This is a genomic window from Pseudoalteromonas sp. SS15 (assembly GCF_049257195.1).
GTDB lineage: Bacteria > Pseudomonadota > Gammaproteobacteria > Enterobacterales > Alteromonadaceae > Pseudoalteromonas.
In genome coordinates this window covers 883,748-901,784 of sequence record NZ_JBMMUD010000001.1, presented here as the reverse complement: position 1 = coordinate 901,784, position 18,037 = coordinate 883,748, and the positions used below count along the sequence as shown (strand labels likewise).

19 protein-coding genes are annotated in these 18,037 nt (G+C 41.2%); 8 read left to right on the top strand and 11 right to left on the bottom strand.

The annotated features are described in order from the left end of the window. Position 1: 1 nt before the first annotated feature. Complete coding sequence (locus AAEU28_RS03960; RefSeq protein WP_421963041.1) at positions 2–1,096, bottom strand: efflux RND transporter periplasmic adaptor subunit; 1,095 nt, start codon at positions 1,094–1,096, stop codon at positions 2–4. A 172-nt stretch (positions 1,097–1,268) separates the two neighbouring features. Here AAEU28_RS03960 and AAEU28_RS03955 point away from each other — a divergent pair, with 172 nt between their 5' ends. Continuing rightward, positions 1,269–1,880 (top strand): TetR/AcrR family transcriptional regulator, encoded by a 612-nt coding sequence (locus AAEU28_RS03955; RefSeq protein ID WP_138481152.1) that lies wholly within the window; start codon positions 1,269–1,271, stop codon positions 1,878–1,880. Between the two features lie 85 nt (positions 1,881–1,965). Here the strand turns inward: AAEU28_RS03955 and AAEU28_RS03950 are convergent, their stop codons facing one another. Genes AAEU28_RS03950 through AAEU28_RS03940 form a run of 3 tightly spaced genes read right to left on the bottom strand, consistent with a single transcriptional unit; the run spans position 1,966 to position 3,487 of the window. Continuing rightward, positions 1,966–2,337 carry a hypothetical protein gene (locus AAEU28_RS03950; protein WP_421963040.1) on the bottom strand — a complete coding sequence of 124 codons (372 nt, stop codon included), beginning with the start codon at positions 2,335–2,337 and terminating at the stop codon, positions 1,966–1,968. A gap of 4 nt (positions 2,338–2,341) precedes the next feature. Beyond that, a complete protein-coding gene (locus tag AAEU28_RS03945) occupies positions 2,342–2,884 on the bottom strand; it encodes a peroxiredoxin-like family protein (RefSeq protein WP_421963039.1) in 543 nt (180 codons plus the stop codon). 21 nt (positions 2,885–2,905) lie between these two features. Next, complete coding sequence (locus AAEU28_RS03940; protein ID WP_421963038.1) at positions 2,906–3,487, bottom strand: NAD(P)H-dependent oxidoreductase; 582 nt, start codon at positions 3,485–3,487, stop codon at positions 2,906–2,908. Positions 3,488–3,594: 107 nt separating this feature from the next. On the opposite strand from AAEU28_RS03940, the gene AAEU28_RS03935 reads away from it, so the two are divergent. After that, a complete protein-coding gene (locus tag AAEU28_RS03935; RefSeq protein ID WP_349286344.1) occupies positions 3,595–3,960 on the top strand; it encodes a helix-turn-helix domain-containing protein in 366 nt (121 codons plus the stop codon). Positions 3,961–3,979: 19 nt separating this feature from the next. Here AAEU28_RS03935 and AAEU28_RS03930 read toward each other — a convergent pair whose 3' ends face one another. Continuing rightward, entirely contained in the window at positions 3,980–4,459 is a 480-nt protein-coding gene (locus AAEU28_RS03930; protein ID WP_421963037.1) for an Lrp/AsnC family transcriptional regulator, read from the bottom strand. A gap of 122 nt (positions 4,460–4,581) precedes the next feature. Here AAEU28_RS03930 and AAEU28_RS03925 point away from each other — a divergent pair, with 122 nt between their 5' ends. Then, on the top strand, positions 4,582–5,178 hold the full coding sequence (locus AAEU28_RS03925) for an OsmC-related (seleno)protein (protein ID WP_404394051.1): 597 nt from the start codon (positions 4,582–4,584) through the stop codon (positions 5,176–5,178). A 77-nt stretch (positions 5,179–5,255) separates the two neighbouring features. Here AAEU28_RS03925 and AAEU28_RS03920 read toward each other — a convergent pair whose 3' ends face one another. Then, positions 5,256–6,068, bottom strand: coding sequence for an enoyl-CoA hydratase/isomerase family protein (locus AAEU28_RS03920; protein ID WP_421963036.1), 813 nt, complete (start codon positions 6,066–6,068; stop codon positions 5,256–5,258). A gap of 132 nt (positions 6,069–6,200) precedes the next feature. Here AAEU28_RS03920 and AAEU28_RS03915 point away from each other — a divergent pair, with 132 nt between their 5' ends. Then, positions 6,201–7,154: a LysR substrate-binding domain-containing protein gene (locus AAEU28_RS03915; protein WP_421963035.1), complete on the top strand. Its 954-nt coding sequence runs from the start codon at positions 6,201–6,203 to the stop codon at positions 7,152–7,154. A gap of 196 nt (positions 7,155–7,350) precedes the next feature. On the opposite strand, the gene AAEU28_RS03910 is transcribed toward AAEU28_RS03915, so the two are convergent. The 3 genes from AAEU28_RS03910 to AAEU28_RS03900 all read right to left on the bottom strand — a co-directional run bounded on the left by AAEU28_RS03910 (position 7,351) and on the right by AAEU28_RS03900 (position 9,933). Next, positions 7,351–8,811, bottom strand: coding sequence for an amidase family protein (locus AAEU28_RS03910; protein WP_421963034.1), 1,461 nt, complete (start codon positions 8,809–8,811; stop codon positions 7,351–7,353). A gap of 172 nt (positions 8,812–8,983) precedes the next feature. Then, positions 8,984–9,403: a GNAT family N-acetyltransferase gene (locus AAEU28_RS03905; protein WP_421963033.1), complete on the bottom strand. Its 420-nt coding sequence runs from the start codon at positions 9,401–9,403 to the stop codon at positions 8,984–8,986. Next, positions 9,400–9,933, bottom strand: a complete 534-nt coding sequence (locus AAEU28_RS03900; protein WP_421963032.1) for an endonuclease V — start codon at positions 9,931–9,933, stop codon at positions 9,400–9,402. The genes AAEU28_RS03905 and AAEU28_RS03900 overlap by 4 nt, the downstream gene beginning before the upstream one ends. 360 nt (positions 9,934–10,293) lie before the next feature. On the opposite strand from AAEU28_RS03900, the gene AAEU28_RS03895 reads away from it, so the two are divergent. The 3 genes from AAEU28_RS03895 to AAEU28_RS03885 all read left to right on the top strand — a co-directional run bounded on the left by AAEU28_RS03895 (position 10,294) and on the right by AAEU28_RS03885 (position 14,331). Then, positions 10,294–10,524 carry an Lrp/AsnC ligand binding domain-containing protein gene (locus AAEU28_RS03895; protein ID WP_421963095.1) on the top strand — a complete coding sequence of 77 codons (231 nt, stop codon included), beginning with the start codon at positions 10,294–10,296 and terminating at the stop codon, positions 10,522–10,524. 196 nt (positions 10,525–10,720) lie between these two features. Beyond that, positions 10,721–12,823, top strand: a complete 2,103-nt coding sequence (locus tag AAEU28_RS03890) for a TonB-dependent siderophore receptor (protein WP_421963031.1) — start codon at positions 10,721–10,723, stop codon at positions 12,821–12,823. A 341-nt stretch (positions 12,824–13,164) separates the two neighbouring features. Further along, the gene (locus AAEU28_RS03885) at positions 13,165–14,331 is read left to right on the top strand and encodes a DUF1624 domain-containing protein (protein ID WP_421963030.1); all 1,167 of its coding nucleotides are present in this window, start codon (positions 13,165–13,167) and stop codon (positions 14,329–14,331) included. 54 nt (positions 14,332–14,385) lie between these two features. Here the strand turns inward: AAEU28_RS03885 and AAEU28_RS03880 are convergent, their stop codons facing one another. After that, complete coding sequence (locus AAEU28_RS03880; protein WP_421963029.1) at positions 14,386–15,261, bottom strand: LysR family transcriptional regulator; 876 nt, start codon at positions 15,259–15,261, stop codon at positions 14,386–14,388. A 146-nt stretch (positions 15,262–15,407) separates the two neighbouring features. Here AAEU28_RS03880 and AAEU28_RS03875 point away from each other — a divergent pair, with 146 nt between their 5' ends. After that, positions 15,408–16,463 (top strand): LacI family DNA-binding transcriptional regulator, encoded by a 1,056-nt coding sequence (locus tag AAEU28_RS03875; protein WP_421963028.1) that lies wholly within the window; start codon positions 15,408–15,410, stop codon positions 16,461–16,463. Between the two features lie 71 nt (positions 16,464–16,534). Here the strand turns inward: AAEU28_RS03875 and gtfA are convergent, their stop codons facing one another. Then, positions 16,535–18,004 carry a sucrose phosphorylase gene (gene gtfA, locus AAEU28_RS03870; RefSeq protein ID WP_421963027.1) on the bottom strand — a complete coding sequence of 490 codons (1,470 nt, stop codon included), beginning with the start codon at positions 18,002–18,004 and terminating at the stop codon, positions 16,535–16,537. Positions 18,005–18,037: the final 33 nt, after the last annotated feature.

Sequence of the window (18,037 nt, the reverse complement as noted above, 5' to 3'; positions counted from 1 at the left end):
GTTATAGCTCCGCTTTATATGGTTTTACCGCTAAGCCTTCACGCATTTTCGGTGCGCCAGCTGCAACCACTAAATCTTCTTTACTTAAACCTTTAGCAATGGCAGCCATATTGTTATCAACTTTAAGTACCTCGACGCTGCGTTTTTGCACGGTTGAATTGGCTTTGTCGTATGCCCAAACATGAAAGCCGTCAGCGTTACTACCTTGCAGTGCATTAAAAGGCACTAACATCACATCATCGTTTGCATTGTCTTCAAGACTGACTTTAACAATGGCCCGAGCACCGGGTGTTAAACTGTTGTCGCTGACTTGTGCAGCAAATACGACTTTGTATGTTTGTGTGATGGGATCAGGCTGTGTGGCATGCTCTATGTAAGTAAGTTCATACTTCTTTTCTGGAGTAGAAATAATATGGGCTTCAGTTTTGACTAAACTACCTTGTTGGTAGCTACTAAGCAGGCGCTCAGGCACATTCACGTTGAAGTAAAATAGCGAAACATCTTGCAACTTGGCGATGATGTCGCCAGCTTTTACATAGTTACCGTTTTCGACTAAGCGTTCAGATACTTGTGCATTAAATGGCGCCGAAAGCGTGGTGTAACTCAAGTCTTGCTCGGCTTTACTCAGAGCGATTTCTGCTAATTCAAAGTTCGTTTTCGCATTGTCTAATTGACTTTGTGAGGCCAAACCATTTTTAGCTGTCGCTTCAATACGTTTTAAATCTCTTGCGGCTTGATTCAATCGCGTTTGTGCTTCTTGTACTCTTTGTTTGAAAAGAGTTGGGTCGATTTGCGCCAAAATCTCACCTTCATTCGCCACCGATCCGGTTTGCAGCTTGGTATTAATAAGACGACCTGATACTTCAAAACTTAAATCTATGGTTTTAACTGCAGCAACTTCAGCAGGAAAAGTACGGGTATATTGCTTCGCGTTGGTCATAACAGGTGAAAGTTTTACCGTTTGAACCACTTGCGTGTCTGTTTGTTGCTCGTTGGCAGGCGCGCAAGCGGTGAGGGCAGACGTCATTGCGATTGTCATAATAAATGCAGTCGTGACTTTGAGAGTTGTTAGATTAACTAAAGCATTAAGTTTCATACTGTATAGGCTCGCCAAAAAGTGAAATTAATTTTTTGACTTGCTTGCTGCTGGAATATTAAACGAACTTGGCAGTCTAGCAAGTAAACTATACGGTGTAGTTTACTGGTGAAAATTGAAAAGTAAACTAATTAGTGTAAAAATAACCCTGTCAGATATCTGAGAGTGAGTTATGAGCGAAGTAAAAAAAACACGTAGTGAGCTTAAGCGCGAAGCCATAGTGAATGGCGCTGTAGAGGCGTTTCAAAAGTATGGGGTGAGCGATACCAGCATGGACAAAGTGGCCGAAACTGCTGGCGTGTCGAAGCGTACCGTGTATAACCATTTCCAAAATAAAGAGACTTTAGTTACTGAAATAATTAAAGATATTTGGAGCCAAAACTTCGTAAACCACGACTTTCCTTACGATGCGACGACCCCTGTAAAAGCGCAACTTCATGAGCTGGTGGTGAAAGAAATTCAGTTCATGAATGACAAAAAGATGCATGAACTTATTCGCGTTGCGATGGGGGTGTGTTTATTTAACCCAGACAAATTTGTCGATAACATTGGTGAGTTTTTCGAACAAGAAACGACAACAATCCGATGGTTAAAGTCGGCCATGCAGGATGGAAAAATCAAAGAGGCTGAGCCACGTTTAGCGCATGAGCAGTTGGTGAGCTTATTAAAAGGCCAAGCATTTTGGCCGCAAATTTTGCATCAAGCAGAGTCATTGACTGAGCAAGAGATCACTAAATTGGCTGAAGATACCATCGACTTCTTCTTGGCCTACTACGAAGTTTAAGCTAACAAATATTAAAACGCCTTTTAGCGCTCGCACTAAAAGGCGTTTTTATTTTGGTATTCAATTTATTGCCTCAAATCACATCTTAGTTTGTCTGCTTTGACTCCACAATAATCGCAATAATTTCAGAGTCGCCAACATTACTCACTTGATGTACCCACTGATCGTGCCACATAGTGTGGCCATCAGGAATATCTATGTTGAGTGATGCTTTTTCAGTTTTTATAACAGCACGGCCACCTTGTTGAAAATACACGGTTTCGGCATTGTGCTTATGAAAACGGTCACTCTCACCGGGTTTAAGTACCATTTTGAGTACCAGTACCTGTTCGTTTTCAAGCAAAACGCTGTAGTGCTCAGGTGAAGCAAGATGCGCATGTTCATAAACAGGCTTGGCTTGTACATTGAACACCAACAATACACAAAAAAAGCAAAACCTAGTTAATTTATTAAACATAAACTTACCTGTGCATACCACGAATAGGGTAGTTATTGTCTGGGTTTCTGATCCAAGCTAAGCCATTTACAAGTGCTTGCAGTTCAGGACGCACAAATGGGTTATTTGAAATGTCGACCACTTGAATATGACCTTCAGCGTTTATTACGAACAGGCCAGGCTCTGCAAATGGGTGATCAGTTTCTTGTTCTGAGCGCGGATCAGAGATATATAAGCCAAGCGTTTTCATTTGCTCAATGCTTAAGCCATAACTTATGTCAAAGCTTATCTCTAATTGCTCACAGTGTGCCTCAAGCTGCGCTTTACTGTCGCCAGAGACGGCAATGATGTCGACACCAATGTCGGCTAGGGCACCTTTAAACTGCTCTAGCTGGTTGAGATAGCGAGTACATAAAGGGCAATGTTTACCACGATATACCAGCACAAGTTTCCAATCAAAACCTGATTTTGGCTTTGCAAGATTGACTGACTCACCACTGAGTAAAGTGGCTGTGATGTCAGGAAAAACAGCGCCCGCATGGAGTTTAGTCGTGTAATCTGAGTTCATTTTATTATCCTAGAGTGAATCCTAAAAATGTGCGTTTAAATGTGCTTCAAAGCGTTTTAAATCGTTCTCAATATCGGCGTTTTTCATCACATCAAAGCAGGCAAATGTGGCCATTGGTTGCATATCAAAAAACTTAAAATTCATATGCATAGGGAACATTAAGTCATCAACTGACCTACCTTCAAAAAAGTCATTAGTGTCGTTAAATGATTCTTCAGGTGCATTAAATGTCAGTGAAAGCATGTATTTAGTGCCCGTCATTGTACCGCCTTTGCCATAGTTGGCTTTAGGTGCTTGTTCATTTCGACCGTCACCTAAGCACAGTGCACCGCCCATACCTGCTGTGTAAACTTCATCCATATACTTTTTGAAAGACCAAGTTACGCCCATCCAATTGACCGGTGTTTGTAAGAATACATAGTCAGCCCATTTGTGGTTTTCAAGCTCTTTTTCGACGTCGATGTTGTCTTGCATCGTCACAACGCGAGTTGAATGACCCTTGCTTTGAAAAATGCTGACAGCTTTGTCTACCAAGGTTGCGTTTAACTTACCTTCAGAGAACGGGTAATACTGATGACCATTGATGATTAAAATATTGCTCATGTTTTGCTCCAGTGTGTTTGCAATTAACTTGTGGTATATTTTAGGAACCTATTAACCTTAATCAATTAGTATACTTTTAGTAACCTAGAGAAAATGAGCGTCAAAAAATGAAAAGTCGAGTAGAAACAGATAGTAAAGGTAGAAAAAAAGTTTTAGATGCCTGTACTGAACCCTGTGCCATAGAAAAAGGCATGCGTTTAATCGGCGGTAAATGGAAGGGCTCGATTATCTATCACTTAAAAGATGAGCCAGTGAGATTCAATGATTTGTCACGCATGTTAGGCGGCGCCACCAAGAAAATGGTCGACCAAAGACTTAAAGAGTTAGAGCAAGAAGGCATGGTGCTGCGCAAAGTCATCAGTGAACGCCCTGTTGCTGTGACCTATGAGCTCACAGAGTTTGGGCGCTCAGCCTTGAGTATTTTAGAAGCATTGCGACAGTGGTCAGAATCGCATGATATTGAATTGAGTTAACGTTTAAAAAGACAATACTTTAATCTATTTCTACAGGTAAGGCTGTGGTGTGTTTCACCTGATCTAACACAAACAGGGTTTGTGCTTCTTTAATCTCAGGAAAACTTCTTAATTCTTTGAGTATAAAACGAGAGAGCTCTTTGTTTGACCGTGCAACGACTTTCATTAAGTGGTCATAGGCACCGGAGAGCGAATAGCATTCTAATATCAGCGGGTGTTCAATTACAGCCAGTTTGAATTTATCAAATGCCGCTTCATTTTTCTGGTCAATGCTCACCTGCACAAAGGCTAATACCCCAAACCCTGCTTCTTCGGCATCGATTACGGCACTGTAGCCTTTAATGACGCCTTTCTCTTCAAGTGATTTAGTGCGACGTAAACAAGTCGATTCAGACATATGGGTTTCTTTGGCCAGATCAACCATAGACATGCGACCGTTACTCTGTAGTTGTGAAAGGATATTTTTGTCTTGCTTCTCAAGCATGGTGGTTTCCGTCATATTTTACCTTCAAGGTGAAGAATAGCACCAAACTAGATTCAATTTTAGGCTATTTTGACGGCACCCTGCAGACAAAATGGCATAAGCTATTTTTAAACAAAAACACGTTTAAAGAGAGCATCATGACAGAACAAAAGTTTTATCACGTAGGTGAGAGAAGTCTCGAGCAACCTGCAACAACTCAATACCAACCTTCAAAATTTGCTAAAGCAAAGCACCCAGAGCCGTATCGCTTTGAAGTCAACTTAAGTGCAGAAGCAGGCAATATGCAAAGTAAAACTGGTGTGGTTTCGGTGAATATTCCGGGCTTTAGCCCGGTGAAATTATACTGTGACGAACAACCTCCTGTAGGTGAAGATACTGCGCCGCCGCCACTGGCATTTTTCTCGGCAGGCATTGGTTTTTGCTTGATGACGCATTTAACCGATATTTTGACGGCACGAAAAATTCAGGTAGATAGTTTAAAGTTAGAGCAGCGTATTGTATTTCGTACAAACTTGGGCCACATGCGTGAGCATGGTTACATGACAGATGGCGGCTGTGATGTAGTCGAGACTCATGTGATCATCGAAAGCCCTGAGCCTGAAGAGAAAATCAAAGATCTGTTGGATGAAGCTGAAAATGGCTGTATGGCACACTTTGCGCTTCGCAACCCTATTCCTTGGTCGACACGCTTAGTTTATAACGGTAAAGAGGCGATCAGCCGTTCAGGTGAATAATCTTGATTTACGACAGAACATCAGCCAATGAATAGGCTAGTGAATTAAGAGGCTAACCTCGATTAGCCTCTATGCATTTACTGACTTAATTCTGCCGCTGTATCTTGAAAGATCCCCTGAATGTCATGTGCTTCGCGTTCAGTTTGGCCACCATGCTTTAAAAATGCTTTGATGATAGTTTGCGTTTTTTGTTCTTTGGCGCGGTCTAAAAAGTATCTCAATTCTAATTCTGCACCCGCATTTTCATCAATGATTGACGTGTTGATGATGTCTTTATACATGGCAATATCTCGCAACTCCCAGTGACTAACTAGTGCGAGTAAAGGTGCTAAAAATTCATAGAGATCACACTTTGGTACAAATTGAGTAATGATGTTCAGCGCTTCCGCTTGTTGAGCAGTAAAATCAGCACCTGTGAGTAACGCTTGCAGTGCTTTGCCTTTACCTAAACGTCTTGCGAATTGAACCGCACCTTGACCACCTGTAGGTATGTTAATGTAAAGCTCTGGTTGCGCAAATGCCGCATTTTCAGTGCCATAGGCCAAGTCACAGGCCATTACAAACTCATTGCCACCCCCTCTAGCCACGCCATCAACTACTGCAATAGACAACTGCTTCATCGCTTTGATGTTTTCAATCATATGATTAAATTCGATTGATGCCGCTTGGCCACCTTGTGTGCCATTAATGACATGTAAATCTAAATGGGCGATAAAAAAAGTGTCATGAAAAGACTTAAAAACAACCACTTTGGTATCTCTGTCACCTTTTAAAGACAGCACGAATGTATTGATTTCGTTTATTAAATCACTGGTTAATATATTGATTGGCGGATTCTGAATTAAAACAGTTGCGACACCAGCTTGTTTTGTAATTGCGAGTTTAGACATGAGATGACCCTTTTACGTGTATTAAGTGGCAATTTGCCGTGTTGTTGAGCACACTTTAAGGTTTAATTTGTTATCTAAAAACAAGTCAAATTGAATTATAATGATTCCAAATAGGAACCAATTGGATGGGTTATGGATCTGGCAAGTCGATTATTATTACTGTTGGAAGTGTCTGAGTTGGGCAGTTTTGCTAAAGTCGCGGAATACCGTAATGTCAATCGTTCCGCGATTTCAAAGCAAATAACGAAGCTTGAAGAAGAGCTTGAGGTACATCTATTAAATCGCTCAACAAGGGCTATTTCTTTTACCGCTGCAGGGGTTGAGATGCTAAATCAAGCGAAGCAACTTCGCACTGTATTAAGTAACTCTAAACGTTTAGCACAGAATTATCATACCGAGCCAAGAGGGGAGTTAAAAATTGCCAGCCCAACCTTGTTTGGTCGCCAATATGTTCAGCAAGCTGTAACGATTTACCAAGAGAAATATCCTGATGTCACGATTGAGCTTTTGCTTGAAGACAGGCTAGTTGATGTGATCGGTGAAGGGTTTGATTTGGGTATTAGGATGGGAGAGCCCTTAGAATCAAATCTGATCGCTAGAAAAATTGCACGAAATCGCTTACTGCTGTTGGCTTCTCCCGCGTACCTAGCAAAATTCGGTGAGCCAGAAAGTATTGCAGAATTAGAACAACTGCCCGCAGTGGTTTATTGCGCCCCCGGCTTAGTCATAGATAAAATTAAGTATATAGATGAAAGCGGTAAACAAGCGTTTCTTCATTTGAATACGGCTTATAAAGTGAATGAAGCCGAGTTACTGATTAAAACAGCTTTGAATGGTCGTATGCTGACAGCAGCAACCGCGCAAATGCTCGGGGACGAAGTTATAAACGGTGCACTGATCCCAATAATGACAGGTATAGAGCTCAGTAATTACGGTAACTTCTTTGCTGTTTATCCACATAGAGATTTGGCATTAAAGACTCAGCTATTTCTAGATATACTCACTGATATTGTTGGAGCGGCAACACCGGTTTGGGAAAGTAGAATTCCAGGCTTTAATAAAATGTATGGTTTTGATGAGCCTTAAAACAGAAAAAGCGCACTGTAGGGTAGTGCGCTTAATTTCTGCGAATGGTGAAGGGGTACTAAATGCAAGGACTAGTTCTTGGTGAATGCAACACCGTTTCGACCCTTCAATATGTTAAACGCAGCTGCTATTAGAAAAGATCAGTTAATTTAAAAAAATCTTTAAGATTCTTGCTCAGCACTATGGTTTACCATTTTTATAGTTTAGGCGCGACGCGTCCTTGAGTTAATTGCTCAAGCAGCTTTGCGATTTCAAGCACTTTCATATCTTGGTCTAAGTCACCAATAATACTTACAGCAAACGGCATCCCGTCTTTTAACCCCATAGGGATAGTGATGCTTGGTGAGCCAGTGACGGCGGCAAGTGTTGAGCTGCTACCTGTAAATTTGTCTCCATTGATCGGATCTATTTTCCATGCAGAGCCAACACTCGGTGCAATGATGGCATCGAGTTTATATTGTTTGAATATTTCCTTTAATTGTTGCTTAGCGTATTTGTCTATCGCAGCGATAGCTTGTTTGTATTTAGCTTCATCATTTGCTTGAAGTGAGGCAAGTAAGAGCTCTTGTTTTTGGTCGTTCAATTTCTTGTTGTATTCAATTAGTTCAGGTAGTGATTTAACACTGACACCATCGCCAGTATTTGCTAAATAAGCTGTGACGCCATGATTAAACTCGTACAACAGTACATCAAATTCAGCGGGGAATATTTTGTCCATATGATTAAACTTTATATCGTTAACGATAGTTATACCCGCTGAACCCAAGCGTTTTAAGGTGTCTTCAAATTCAGCTTTATAAGCTTGATTAAACTGGTTTATGCCTGGGGTAATTCCAATGCGTTTACCCTGCAATGAATGAGTTGAAGGTGATTCTTTGTGGGCATACTCTGAGATTGCTAAATAAGTAAGCTGAGCATCAGTCACGGTTCTTGTAATAGGGCCTGCTGTATCTTGAGAATGCGCAATCGGGATGATCCCTGCTTGGGAGATATGATGAATACTCGGCTTAAAACCAACAACACCATTAAGCGCGCTTGGACAGTGAATTGAACCATCGGTTTCTGTACCAATACTGACCAGTGCTAGGTTACTAGAAACTGCTACAGCAGAACCAGAGCTAGAGCCGCAAGGAGTCATCGTCAGGTCGTATGGGTTTTTTACTTGACCACCGACATGACTATAACCACTCGAGCTAGGTGAAGATTTAAAGTTTGCCCATTCACTTAAATTTGCCTTTCCTAAAATGATTGCGCCTTCTGAAAGCAACCTCTCAACAATAGGGGCATTTTGGTTTGGATAATGATTTTGCAGTGCGAGCGCCCCGGCAGTGGTTGCCATTAATTTGGTATCTATGTTGTCTTTTAGTAAAACGGGTACACCAAATAAAATGCCTTGTTTACCATTTTCTTTGTAGCGTTTGTCTTTGTTCAAAGCTTGCTGGTAGGCGTCGGGATTGACAGTTATCACTGCGTTTAGTTGAGGGTTATGTTTTTGTATGTTGCTTAGGTAATACTGGGTAACTTCGACAAAAGTAAATTGACCTGCCTTTACCCCTTGATGTAGCTGGTTAATTGTTAGCTCAGAAAAGTCTTTCGGTTGTGATAGCGCTGAGGTTGAAATTAATAAAGACAGCACGACCATGCAGTTTTTTATCATGAATGTATTCCTTTTAGGTATTTATTCGATGGTATCTGATGGATTTTTAAACTGCAATTGTTCTAGAAAATTTAATAAATGTATTAGCTCAATACAGTTTGTAAATAACTTTGGATAACAGTAAAAGCTAAGTAATAGGTTTTTAGCTACTGTTTTGCGCTAAGCCGAGTTTTTATTTTACAAATACACGCTGAGACTTAGTACTTTTAAAGCCTTGCTGTTCATAAAAAAGGTGGCTTTTTAGTCGAGCCTCATTGCACCGAACACGAACTTCCTCAGTTACTTGAGATGTCGCAAACTTAACTAAGTTTTTACCAATACCCTGACCTCTATACTCAGGATTCACGACCAACCCACCAATTTCATAAAAGTCATTTGATGCTAGTCGACGTGCATAAAATAGGTGTATCCAACCGATTATTTTACCTTTCAGTTCGGCGACAAAGACCTGAACAGCTTCAGACTCCAATAGTGACTGCAACTTTTCTGAGGCCTGATTTTCAGACAATTTTTGATACCCGAGATGTGTTGATACAGAGTTTATCTCTTCTGCATCTTCAATTACTGCAAGTCTGAAAATGGCTTTATTCATACATTAAACTCTTCGCTAAAATTCTGGCTATTTTTGGCAAACTCACGGCAAATTTGATCAGCACGTTTCAATAACGTTGGAACTCGGTGTTTACCATGCATATGTAAAATATGCTGTTTTGCGACTTGTGTTGAGTCAGTGCTGGTCACATAGAGGGGTTTAATACTTTCTCCTCGATATATTGCATGTTCATCACCAATACCTGAAAAAGGCTTTTTCGCGACTCCTACAACAGACGATTCACCATGAAGGGCATCAAACACATGCTTACCTAAACCGGGCTTTTGATGATCATCTAAATAAACATACCCGTCAACAACAATGGTATCTGGTTTAAGAGCATGGTCAGACAGCACTTTTAGGATGCAAGGCAACTCTCTTTTGTAAAAAGCGCCGGGTTCGTACTCTTCGACATGGTTTACAACCGTTGTGTATTCCTTGAGTGGAGACTCCGCATGCCAATTATCAAAGGCCACACAAGCAACAAATGCTTTATCGTTAGTGTATTGCACATCAATGGCGACGATCATAAAGGTATCCTACATTTAAAGCTTTTAAATAGGTACACCTCTGAGCAATTTCAAGAATCAAGGATAGGAATTCTGGCTTTTGCTCCAAAGAGCATAATTAAAAGAGCTAAGTTTATGAAATTCTTTAGTCGCAAAGCCAGTGTTTCATGGGGATCCCGTTTACATGAGCTAAATAGCCACGTTAAATGATCTCTAAAATTGATTTATGACCGTAACACCAGGCGTATTGTTTTTATCTAAGCCAGTAAGTACATCGATTGATTCAGTTAAAGAAATGGTCTTTCCTAATAACTTTTAAGGCTGTTGCTGACCTGAGAGGATCATCGCTAGCATTGCGTCATATCTGTGTGCTTGCATACCATGGCTACCAATGATTTCGAGTTCGTTAGAGATAACGGCATCCATAGGAATGTTTTATCTTGTCACAATACGACGGGAGATGCCGATTTCTTATTACAGGTAGTCGCCAAAGATTTAGATGACTACAGCAATTTTATTGACAGTGTTTTAAGAAAATTAAAGGGCATATCAGGGATTAAATCGAGCCTATCACTCAAAGAACTTAAATCATCATCTCGGCTACCGATTTAACAACAGCAGCTATTTTCACTCAAATAATCCTTTCAATCATATCTGCATTGTTTTAAAGCATTCATCAGATCCATCAGTCAGTAGTTTTCGACTAAACGAAAAATAACGCGTTAATTTACTTTTTAGGAAATAACAATAATACAATTTGATATGTTATAGTGTATCGAATTAATCATTCCTAAAAATAGAGATTTGTGTGAAAAATAAATTACTACTCTCACTTTTGGTGGCATCGAATGGTGTCATTGCGCAAGATGCAGTTAAATCAAACGAGGACATAGAGCACATTGAAGTTAAGCGTGTGTGGCAACCTTACCGAGGTAATGTTCCTTTAGTTCAAACCCCGCAAGCAATCGATACGATTAGCGCTGATGTGCTTGAAAGCGAAAGTATCACCCGCTTAATGGAAGCGCTCGAGCTTTCACCGAGTATAGTTAGGCAGAATAATTCAGGCGGTATGTTTGATAGTTTTGCTATTCGTGGTTTCTCGGGAGATGAAAATAACCCATCGGGTTACCTTGTGAATGGTTTTAACTCTCGCGGTTATAACGGCAATAGAAATACCGCTAATATCGAAAGTATTGAAGTGATGAAAGGCCCAGGCTCTGCACTTTATGGTCAGGGTGAACCGGGTGGTACTATTAATATCATCACCAAAAAGCCACAATTTGATGAACAAGGTTATGTTCAAGCAACGCTTGGCAATTACAGTAAAAAGCAGTTTGAATTTGATTACACTAATGCACTGAATGAAGAGGCCGCATATCGACTAAATGGTTCGTATGAAGACTCAGATGCACATAGAGATCATGTTTCAATCGAAAGCTTACATTTATCGCCATCGGTATTGTGGAATATTTCTGATGACACCAGTCTGAGCTACGAAATGGAAGTGCTTGATCAGAAAAAGCCCTTAGACAGAGGTGTATACATTCTGAATAATGACTTTGACGGTGTGAACGCTGATGCTTTTTATGGGGATATCCGTGATGGCGCGCATCAAGTTGAAGCGCTTGGTCATCAGCTAGTGTTAAACCATAAGTTAAACGACGATTGGCATTTACTGACAGGCTTTGCTTATCGAGATTCTTCGTTTAAAGGTGTGTCTTCTGATACTGAATTATCAGGTGGTAGACAGCTTGTGTACACCGAGGAAAATCTACTGTCTCGACAGCGACGTGCTCGTGATTATCAAGCGCTTGATGTATCGGCCCGCTTTGAATTAAGTGGCGAAGTTGAGCTGGGCAGTATAACGCATAATATTTTAGTAGGTGTTGATCACTATAATTTTGATATTGATACCAACTACAAAGTATGGCGCACAGCATGGGGCTCAGGTGATACGACTTATACCATTGACCCTAGCAACCCAGACTACACTCAAGCTCAACCTGAGCCAGTACAAAAAACCCTGACTGAAGAGAATCAAAAAGGTTTAGGCCTTTATGCCCAGAATCTGATTGAACTGACTGAAAAGTCAAAAGTATTAGTAGGTGTACGTGTTGATAAATTTGAACAAGACATTCTTAACTTACGCAGCGATGAAGCGCAAAGCCAAGAGCAAACCGAATTTACGCCTCGTTTAGGCTTTATTTATAGTGCGAATGATCAAGTTAATCTTTATACGAGTTATGCAGAAGGTTTTAGGCCAAATCCGGGTCTTGATTCAAACCGCAATGCGTTCGAGCCAGAAGAAACTAAGTCATTCGAAATTGGCGCAAAGTGGCAAGATGTTGCGGGGCGTTTCTCGGGTAGCATAGCCCTTTTTGATGCGCAAAAAACCAATATGCTCACTGCTGAGCCAGATACGGGGTTATCAGCAACTTTAGGCGAAGTTGAAAGTCAAGGTATTGATTTTCAGCTAACCACTGAGCTGACAGATAACACTGTACTTGAACTTGCTTACGCTTATACAGATGCAAAAACAGCAAATGATGTGATTAATGCCGATTGGGGTGTACCAATTCCAAAAGGCTCGCGCTTAATTAATATTGCTGATCATATCGGCCATGTTTCATTAAAGCATTACACCACACTGTTAGGTAAAGCATCTTATCTTGGTGCAACCGTAAATTATGTGGGTGATCGTTTAGGCGAAACAACAGATGCAAACTTTATTTTGCCATCATACACGCTCGTTAACTTGTCAGCGTCGATTGAAGTAAATGACAAGGTAAGTATGAAGTTCGATATCAACAATCTGTTTGATAAGGCTTACTTTGAAAATTCTTACCACAAACTTTGGACTATGCCGGGCTCACCGACAACTTACAGTGCAACGATTAAATATCAGTTCTGATCTTAACTGTGAGTTAATGCCATAGTGTGCTCTAAGTCATTTTAGTATTTGAAAATAGCAGTCTGAGTAATCGTACTTAACCTAAAGTCGGGGTAAGAGATTATTTAACCTGAGCTTTGGTTAAGAGATTTACTAACGTCTTGATATTGAAGTGATAGTTGTTTTTTCAAGTCTGCAGCCGGAGACTTTTGGCGATAACCAGGCGAATTTACGCGTCAATAGCTAGCCTAATGCAAAAATTCAACGCAGTTAACGTTGAAAGTAGCCGCTGGAGATAGATTTATTATCCAGAGCTCAGGTTATTTAGGCTGTTTTTCGTTTAAAACACGAGAAAGAGTGTAATGAATCATCTTCAAAATAGTAAAACGCGCTTGCCGTCTATCGATATACTTCGTGGCATCGTGATGTTATTCATGCTGGTTGATCATGTCAGAGAGCGTTTTTTCTTACATGCTCAAGTGCTTGATCCAATGGATATTCAGGCGACGAGTCCTGATCTTTATTTTACCCGTTTAAGTGCCCACTTTTGTGCGCCCATTTTTGTATTTTTGACCGGTCTATCAGCGTGGTTGTATGAAAACCCAGCTAACGGTGCAAAGCGTTCAGCTCAATCATTTTTGCTAAAACGTGGCTTATTTCTAATCTTGCTTGAAATGACATTGGTCAATTTCTCTTGGCTTGGCGCTTATCAAACATTGTACTTGCAAGTCATCTGGGCCATAGGGGTGAGCATGGTGGCTTTAGCCGTTGTGGTCACTTTACCTCGAAGCATTATCGCCATATTAGGTATAAGCATAGTCGCTGGTCATAACTTATTATCGCCCATTGAATTTGCGCCAAACGAAGTGGGGTATTCGCTTTGGACGATTTTGCATGACCGAGGATATTTAGTCACAGATGCTTTCATTAAGGTAAAAGCCTCTTACCCAGTTTTACCTTGGATCGGGGTTATTTTGTGTGGCTATGCGGTGGGGCCTTTATTTTCGAGTTCGGTACCTTCGCAAAAGCGTAAAACGATTTTGATGCAAAGTGGCGCCGCGCTTTTATTAGGGTTATTCATGTTAAGAGGGCTAAACATTTACGGCGAAACCCTTGGTTGGTCTCAACAGGCAACCGCGCTTTTGACGGTGATGGACTTCTTTAATTTCACCAAGTATCCGCCGTCTCTTGATTTTATTCTATTAACATTGGGAGTTGGCGCCATTGTGTTAGCCGTGTTAGAAACGAGCGTATTTACGGTGTTAGAGCCTGTAAGAATATTGGGTTCGGCCCCTATGTTTTTCTACATAGTGCACTTATATGCATTGCTTGTTGCTAGCATAGTCGCACAGTGGCTATTTGGCACAAATATGCATTATGGCAGTGATCAGACTGCATATTTTGGCTTTTATCACGTCTGGCAAGTGTGGCTGTTTGCGATCTGTTTAAGTTTACTTTTATACCCACTATGTAAATGGTTTGCGAGCTATAAGCGCAAAACATCAGCGCGCTGGGTTAAGTATTTTTAGTTGCTCAATTTGTTCAGGGCAATTGAAGAATTGCCCTCATTTTTACAAAGTTATTTACCACTTTGCAAACTGCTCTAATAAAAAGTCTATGGCTAGGCGTGCCCTGAGCGGCATAAATTGCTTGTTTTGATAAACAACCCAGCTGGTTGCGCCTTTAATGCAATATGAGTCTAAAAGCGGTACCAGCTTTTGCTGTTCGATTGCTTCTGTGAAGGTGCTCTCGGGCATATAGGCGATACCTAGACCTTGTTCGCAGGCTTCGCGTACCACATTGGCGTTATTGCTACGCCAGTTACCAGTGACTTTCACACTTTGTTTGGTTCCGTCGATATTAAACGCCCAGTGGTCGTTATTAGCGATAATACAGCGATGGCTTTTTAGTTGGTTGGGGTGGTTTGGTGTGCCATAGGTTTTGAGATATTCAGGGCTGGCAACCACCATCATAGAGCGACTTATTAACTTACGGGCGATGAGGTTTGAATCATTCAATTCGCCATAGCGAATGGCAAAGTCGATACCGTCTTCAACAAAATTAACCAGTCGAGAATTGAAGTCTATTTCAATATTGAGCTCGGGGTGCTGTTTGGCAAATTCCATCAGAGCAGGGGCGATGTAACTTTCGGCAAACCCACCTGCAGCACTGACTCTAAGCGTACCAGATAACTGATATTGCTGCTGGCTTAATTGTTCGTTGGCTTGTTGTAAGCCAGTGACGAGTTGCTTGCACTGTTGGTAGTAAAACTCGCCATTTTCAGTCAGGCTAATTTGGCGTGTGGTACGTGCTAAAAGACGCGAGCCTAAGCGTGCTTCTAAGCGAGAAACTTGTCGGCTGACATGGCTGGTGGAGCAGTTTAACTTTTTTGCAGCCGCCGAAAAGCCACCGGTTTCGGCAACAGCCACAAACTCAAAAATGCCTTCAAAACTGTCCATCACTACTTTGCCTATGTGGTAAATATTTTCAGGTGTTATTTAACAATCACTTATCCTAAATAGCAAAGAAGATTGGCTGTCTTTTAATAGGTAAATTTATTACTATCTTCACTCACAAGTATTATTTGCTCAGGGTTTCAACGTTAATGACCGACAGAAAATGGACGCTAAAAAGTATCGCTGCACATTTAGGTGTATCGAATGCCACTGTTTCAAATGCTTTTAATCGACCAGATCAGCTGTCGAAAGCAAAGCGTGAAGAGATCCTCGCTGCGTGTCATGAACTCGGTTACTTTGGTCCAAATAAAGCGGCACGTTCGTTGCGAAAAGGCACGTTCAACATTGTCGCGCTCTTGCTTCCTGACAGCGTTGAATACATGGTGTCAGATCCGGTGGCGAGCAGCTTTATGCGTGGTGTTGCCAAAGTGCTTGAACCTCAAGGCATTAATTTACTGCTTTTCTCGGGCAATGCTGAAAGCGTCAATGACATTGTCGATTTTGTTGATGGCTTTATTTGCTATGGCCGTCCTCGCAATACCAAATTAATCACCCACCTTGAAGCGCTCAGCAAGCATGTCGTGACGGTCGATTTTGAGTTAGACAATAAAGCCAGTGTCAACATCAATAATCATGAAGCCGCTTACACCGTCGCGAAACAAGCATTTACAGGTTTTGAAACGACAAGTGATAACACAAGTGATAACATTGAAGCGGCCATTTTAGGCCTACGCTTACTTGATACTGAGCTTATCTGTCGTGTGTATGACCATCATTTGCCTGAACTTAATACTTCGATTGCACATCAACGTCTAGCTGGATTCCGTCAAGCTATTAATGAATTGGGTGTCGTCATTGCTGATGATAAAACTTGGAATATACCTGAGAGTAGCGAACGATATGCGCGCATTGCTGCCAAAGAAGCATTAAATACATCACCTCGACCCAATGTGTTGTTATGTATGAGCGATTTGATTGCACTCGCCGCAGCGAGAGAAGCCCAAGCTCAGGGAATTAAGATCCCTGAAGAGCTTAAAATTGTAGGCTTTGACGGTATTGATGAAGCAGAGCTTTTTCAACCAGCCATTACCACCATTCACCAAAACAGTGAGAATAAAGGGCAACAAGCGGCCGAGCTTTTTATAAATAAAGAAAAGCAGCAAGTTATGCTGCCTTTCAATCTTAAGTTAGGTCAGTCGACCTAACACCTTTGGAGTAATTAACAGATACGAAGTAGTCTGAGCTTTGGTTAAGAGGTTGATATTCAGAGTTCAGTTTACTTAAGTAAATCCGCGATATTAAAACGCTTAGTGCCTTTTCCATCAGCAAAGGTCATTTCAATTTGGTGTGTTTCAAAATCAATCTTCAAACAGGCTGTGTGCTGCTGATTTTCCCACTCCATGATCAATAAACTGTCAGCGCCTTGCAAAGAGAATGCACCATTAAAAGCTTGGCTTTCATTACGCAATTTAATGAGTTTTGACAGGGCTTTAACCACAGGTTTTTGTAATTGAATATCGACCTTTTCTGGCGTTAAGTAACTGCGATTAATATCGCGGCCAACATTGGTGCTATCAAGTAATGCCATGTCATTATGCAATGCAAGTAAACCACCATAATAAACCTGTGGTACACCCGGAGAGAAGAACTGAATTGTTCTTGCTGTTAAGTAGTCTAAGTCATTGCGGGCGAGGGCATCATAATAGGTGCAGTTCACTTGATATAAGTCGACGTTACTGGCTGCTGCGCCGGTCGCTTGACGACTTTGTGAATTGCTATTTTCATGGATCTGTTCAACTAAGTTGTCGACTTGAGCGGCATTAAGCAAACCCGGTTTTTCACCTTCAGGGCCCGCATCAACAATACCAATACCATCGTGGGTGTCGAGTACAGTTAAGCAATTACGTGGCGCAATATTCAACCAAGACACCAAGGCATCCACATTTTGCGTAAACAAAGTGTGTAAGATAAGTGGTGGCAGCGCAAAGTCGTACACTCGGTCAACTTTTTCTGCAACCGCAATTTGGGTCTGATAATGGCTGTGAATTTCTGCAATGGTTTCCATGCCCATCTCATTGGCTTGTTTTGAGAGTTGTTTAATAAAAGCAAAGGCTTCATCGGTCATAAAACAGCTGGTACCTGCACGCTTAATGGCAAAACCTGCAGCATCTAAACGAATGATCTTCACCCCATTGTTGGCAAATAAGTTGAGTACTTTATCTAAGTAATTTTTACCCGCTTCGGTTTCAACATTTATATCAATCTGGTTGTCGGTAAAGGTCGTCCAGAAATTAACAACTTCGCCTGAAGCCAATGTTTTAGGTGTAAAACAACTGGTGGGTCGTGGTCTAAAAATAGCGGCGGCTTCTTCGTCTGTGATGCCATTTGGAAACACATCTTGCTCTTTTAAAAACATACTCCAATATTTAGATGCTGTGCCATTTTCAAGCACATCTAAAAACTCAGGAGATTGACCAGAAGCGTGGTTGACGATGAGATCAGCCATTATTTCATAGTCTTCGCCTAACGCTTTTAAGTCTGGCCAGCTACCTAAGCGACTATCAATTTGAGCATGGTCAATTGGGTCAAAACCCGCATCGCTACCATCGATAGGGTAGTAAAAAGGCAAAATATGTACGCCAGAGAATAGACCTACCAGCGGCCCGTCAAGCATCTGCTTTAACACTGGTAGGCCACTCCCTGTAAGCCTGTCTGCATAGGTGATCAATTGCACTTGGTTTTTCATAGTCGCACTCAATATCTCAAAGTTGATTCTTAA

Bases quoted from the DNA above. Each gene is read 5' to 3' on its own strand.
- AAEU28_RS03960 (WP_421963041.1), bottom strand. From the start codon at position 1,096: ATGAAACTTAATGCTTTAGTTAATCTAACAACTCTCAAAGTCACGACT.
- AAEU28_RS03955 (WP_138481152.1), top strand. From the start codon at position 1,269: ATGAGCGAAGTAAAAAAAACACGTAGTGAGCTTAAGCGCGAAGCCATA.
- AAEU28_RS03950 (WP_421963040.1), bottom strand. From the start codon at position 2,337: ATGTTTAATAAATTAACTAGGTTTTGCTTTTTTTGTGTATTGTTGGTG.
- AAEU28_RS03945 (WP_421963039.1), bottom strand. From the start codon at position 2,884: ATGAACTCAGATTACACGACTAAACTCCATGCGGGCGCTGTTTTTCCT.
- AAEU28_RS03940 (WP_421963038.1), bottom strand. From the start codon at position 3,487: ATGAGCAATATTTTAATCATCAATGGTCATCAGTATTACCCGTTCTCT.
- AAEU28_RS03935 (WP_349286344.1), top strand. From the start codon at position 3,595: ATGAAAAGTCGAGTAGAAACAGATAGTAAAGGTAGAAAAAAAGTTTTA.
- AAEU28_RS03930 (WP_421963037.1), bottom strand. From the start codon at position 4,459: ATGACGGAAACCACCATGCTTGAGAAGCAAGACAAAAATATCCTTTCA.
- AAEU28_RS03925 (WP_404394051.1), top strand. From the start codon at position 4,582: ATGACAGAACAAAAGTTTTATCACGTAGGTGAGAGAAGTCTCGAGCAA.
- AAEU28_RS03920 (WP_421963036.1), bottom strand. From the start codon at position 6,068: ATGTCTAAACTCGCAATTACAAAACAAGCTGGTGTCGCAACTGTTTTA.
- AAEU28_RS03915 (WP_421963035.1), top strand. From the start codon at position 6,201: ATGGATCTGGCAAGTCGATTATTATTACTGTTGGAAGTGTCTGAGTTG.
- AAEU28_RS03910 (WP_421963034.1), bottom strand. From the start codon at position 8,811: ATGATAAAAAACTGCATGGTCGTGCTGTCTTTATTAATTTCAACCTCA.
- AAEU28_RS03905 (WP_421963033.1), bottom strand. From the start codon at position 9,403: ATGAATAAAGCCATTTTCAGACTTGCAGTAATTGAAGATGCAGAAGAG.
- AAEU28_RS03900 (WP_421963032.1), bottom strand. From the start codon at position 9,933: ATGATCGTCGCCATTGATGTGCAATACACTAACGATAAAGCATTTGTT.
- AAEU28_RS03895 (WP_421963095.1), top strand. From the start codon at position 10,294: ATGGCTACCAATGATTTCGAGTTCGTTAGAGATAACGGCATCCATAGG.
- AAEU28_RS03885 (WP_421963030.1), top strand. From the start codon at position 13,165: ATGAATCATCTTCAAAATAGTAAAACGCGCTTGCCGTCTATCGATATA.
- AAEU28_RS03880 (WP_421963029.1), bottom strand. From the start codon at position 15,261: ATGGACAGTTTTGAAGGCATTTTTGAGTTTGTGGCTGTTGCCGAAACC.
- AAEU28_RS03875 (WP_421963028.1), top strand. From the start codon at position 15,408: ATGACCGACAGAAAATGGACGCTAAAAAGTATCGCTGCACATTTAGGT.
- gtfA (WP_421963027.1), bottom strand. From the start codon at position 18,004: ATGAAAAACCAAGTGCAATTGATCACCTATGCAGACAGGCTTACAGGG.